Here is a 3,788-nt window from a genome sequence, read left to right on the forward strand (position 1 = left end):
CACCACACCACCATCCCCACCTACCCCTTCAACCGGCAGCGCTACTGGATTCCGGAATCCACCGGAATCCCGGCGGGGGAGAACGAGACGAGAAAGGCCGAACACCATGGCTAGCGAGTACGGACTGAAGCGGCATTTCAACGAGGACGCCGCCCGCCTGCTGGGCGGAAAGATCCGTGACGTCTGCCCCGGCTTCGACGTCGAAGGATATGCCGCGGAGGTCGGGCAGCGCATTCCCGGCAAGGAACTGAAGGACCGCGTCCTGGTCCTGACGGAAGGACTGCGCAGCAGGCTTCCGGAGGACTACACCGAGGCGGTGGGGATTCTCGTCTCGATTCTGGGGGACGAACTCGCCGAAGGCGAAGGAATGTTCAACGTCAGCTGGTACCTCATGCCGGTCGCCCGGTTCGTCGAGGAATACGGCCTGGACTCCCCCGAGACCTCGCTCGACGCCCTGGCCGAGATCACCAGACGGCACACCGGCGAATACGCGATCCGCCCCTTCATCGAGCAGCACTACGAGATCACCATGAAGCGGATCACGGAGTGGGCCCACGACCCGAGCCACAACGTCCGCAGACTGGCGAGCGAGGGAACCCGCTCGCGTCTTCCGTGGGCGCGCGTCCTCACCCGCTTCGTGGAGGACCCCGGCCCGGTCCTGGAGATCCTCGAACCGCTGCGCAGCGATCCGTCGGAATACGTCCGCAAGTCCGTGGCCAACCACCTCAACGACATCTCCAAGGACCATCCGGAAACCGCACTGGCCACCGCCATGCGCTGGTCCGAGGAGAGCAGGACACCCGAGACCGCCTGGATCGTCCGGCACGGCCTGCGCACGCTGGTCAAGAAGGGCAACCAGCAGGCACTGGCGATCCTGGGCGCGACCGGTGGCGAGCACATCCGCGTCCCCCTGCTGCGGCTGACCCCCGCGTCGCTGACGCTCGGCGACACGCTCGCCATCCGCCTCGACGTCGAGAACACCGACAGCCGTGCGCACCGGGTCACGGTCGACTACGTGGTGCACCACGTCCGCAAGAACGGGCGCAGCATTCCCAAGGTCTTCAAGCTGATGTCCCTGGAACTGGCCGCCGGCGAACGCCGGCCGCTGGAGAAGTCGCACCCCATCCGGGAGGTCCAGACCCGCAAGTACTACCCGGGCGAGCACGCGGTCGACATCCAGGTGAACGGCCTGGTCGTCGCCTCCGGCAGATTCGACCTCCTCCTGTGACCCGGCTGCGGCACCACCTCGATGCGGCCGACCCGGTGGTGGGCGACCACCGGATCGGCGGGATGCCCGTCCTGCCGGCCGCGGCGCAGATCGACGCCCTCCTCACCGCCTGCGACTCGGCGCGTCCCGACCGCCAGTGGCTGCTGAGCCAGGTCTCCTTCCTCGCCCCTCTCACCGTGACCGGGGCCGGGGCCGAGGTCGTCACGACGGTGGACGGCGACGGTCAGTGCTCGGTCGGCTCGCGCCCCGCCGGTCACGACGGCGGCACGGGGGACGACTGGACCGTGCACAGCCGTGCCCGGGCCGTGTCACGTCCGCTGACACCCCCTCACTACCTCGACGTGGCGGAACTGCGGGCGAGCTGCGGCGACGGCGTGCCGCTGTCGGCGGTGACGCGGTGGAGGGAGAGCAGCGGAATCGACTACGGGCCGGCCTTCCGGGCGATCCGCACCGCCCACCGGGGACCGGACCGCATGCTCACCCTGCTGAGGGCCCCCCAGGAGCCGGCGGGACCGCACTTCGTGCCTCCCGCGCTGCTCGACAGCCTCTTCCAGTGCCTGGGGATGCTGGACGACGGGGCGGCCGGACCGTGTCTTCCCTGGGTGGTGGGACGCGTCGCCGCCCGCCGGCCGGTCTCGGGCTCCGTCCTGGCACTGGTGGAGCGGACCGTTCCGGCCGGGGGGGCGTCCGGCATCGCGCAGGGCCGGGCCACGGTCTGCAACCAGCAGGGAGAGGTCCTCCTCGAACTGGACCGGATCACCCTCAAGGGTCTCCCGCCGGGCGAGCCCGCCACCCGGCAGTCCGTCACGGTGGCCGTGTCCCCCGGACCGCCGGACCGTCCGGCGCCGGAAGACCGGCCCTCCACCACCTCCCCGGCCGGCCCGCCCGGCGGACAGATCAGCCGGACCGGCTGGCGGCCCGTCGTCCCCACGGCGGAGCCCACCCCGGAGCAGGGCGCCCTCCTTGTGGTGGCCCCGGAGGACGGCCCCGTGCCGGCCTGGGCGGAAACGGGCGGCCGGCCGGTGATCCGGCTCGCCATGGAAAAACTCCTCGACGAGGGCAACGGGGCGCTGCCGCAGGACACCACGGTGGGCGAAGTGGTCTGCCTCGTCCCCGAGGACCTGACGGGCCCCACGGCCGCCACCGCCTGCCTGCGAGGGCTCTTCTCACTGGTGCGGCACCTCGCCGCACATCCGCCGATGCCCTCGCTCACCCTGGTCACCGGCGCGGCCCACGACGTCACCGGTGAGGACACCGTCGATCCGCTCCACACAGCGGTGTGGGGGCTCGCCCGGACCCTGCGGACCGAGCATCCGAACACCCGCATCAGGCTGCTCGACATCGGCCGGAACAGTGACCAGGCACCGCCCGTGGCCGTCCGCTTCACCCAGCCCGAGCTGGCCCGGCGCGGGGACGGCTGGTACGAGCCCTGTCTCGACCCGGTCCCCGGCCCCCCGTCCCCGTCCCTTCCGGACGGCGGCCGCTACCTCATCACCGGCGGGATGGGCGGCATCGGCCTGCACGTGGCGGAGTTCCTCGCGGAGCGCGGCTGCGCGCACCTCACGCTCGTCGGCCGATCGGTCCCGCAGGACGGTGAGCTGCGGCAGCGTCTGGACCGGCTGGCGGGCTCCTGCGATCTGGCCGTGGTCCGCGCGGACGTGCGCACCCTCCCGGAGGCGCTGCGCGGGGCCGGGCGTTTCGACGGCGTCTTCCACGCCGCCGGGGTGCTGCGCGACGGCCTGGCCCGCTCGCTGAGCGGGGAGCGGATCGACGAGGTCTTCGCCCCCAAGATCGGCGGAGTGCACGCGCTGGACGAGGCGTTCACTCCGGAGACGCGGCCCGGCTTCGTCGCCCTCTTCTCGTCCGTCTCGGCCGTTCACGGGAACCTCGGCCAGAGTTCGTACGCGACGGCCAACGCCTACCTCGACGGGTACGCGGCGCGCCGGCGGTCCGAGGGCGAGGTCTGGTACAGCCTCGGCTGGGGTCTGTGGACCGTCGGCATGGGCCGGGACATCGTCAAAGGCGCCGCCGCCCGGGGGATTCCCGCGCTCTCCGCGGCCGAGGGCACCGCGCTGCTCGGCGCGGTCCTCGGGCTCCCGCCCGCCCACTACGTCCTCTCCGCCACCGCGACACCGAAGGGCGCTCAGATGACCGCTGTGACACCGGAGAGCCGGCTGTGGCCGGTGCTCTCGACCACTCTCCGCAGGATTCTCCAGGCCGGCGACGTGTCGCCCCAGGACAACCTGCTGGAGATGGGCCTGGACTCGATGATGGCGGTCGAGGTGGCTGCCGCACTCGCGTCCGAGGGACTGGATGTCGACGCCGCCGTGTTCTTCGAACATGCCGATGTCGGTGCCCTCCTCGCCCACCTGGAAAGCCTGCCGCGCGACATCTCCGGTGCGGCTCCCCTTTCCGGCGGGCAGGACGGCACCGCCCACCGGGCCACGGGGCACGCGGCGGACGCCTTCCGGATTCCCGCGCAGACACCCGGCCCCGCACCGGCCCACACCGTCCCCGCCTCCCGGCCGCCCGCGGCCGCCGCCCCCGTGTCCCCCCGCGG

At 72.1% G+C, this 3,788-nt stretch carries 2 protein-coding genes; both read left to right on the forward strand.

Annotated elements, in window-relative coordinates:
* Positions 1-106: 106 nt before the first annotated feature.
* Positions 107-1,228, forward strand: a complete 1,122-nt coding sequence (locus ABD299_RS22895; RefSeq protein ID WP_344265999.1) for a DNA alkylation repair protein — start codon at positions 107-109, stop codon at positions 1,226-1,228.
* Positions 1,225-3,788: SDR family NAD(P)-dependent oxidoreductase (locus ABD299_RS22900; protein ID WP_344266002.1), on the forward strand; the 2,564-nt coding region annotated here is incomplete at its 3' end. The genes ABD299_RS22895 and ABD299_RS22900, both read left to right, overlap by 4 nt.

It is taken from the genome of Streptomyces sodiiphilus (genome assembly GCF_039529215.1).
Taxonomy (GTDB): domain Bacteria; phylum Actinomycetota; class Actinomycetes; order Streptomycetales; family Streptomycetaceae; genus Streptomyces; species Streptomyces sodiiphilus.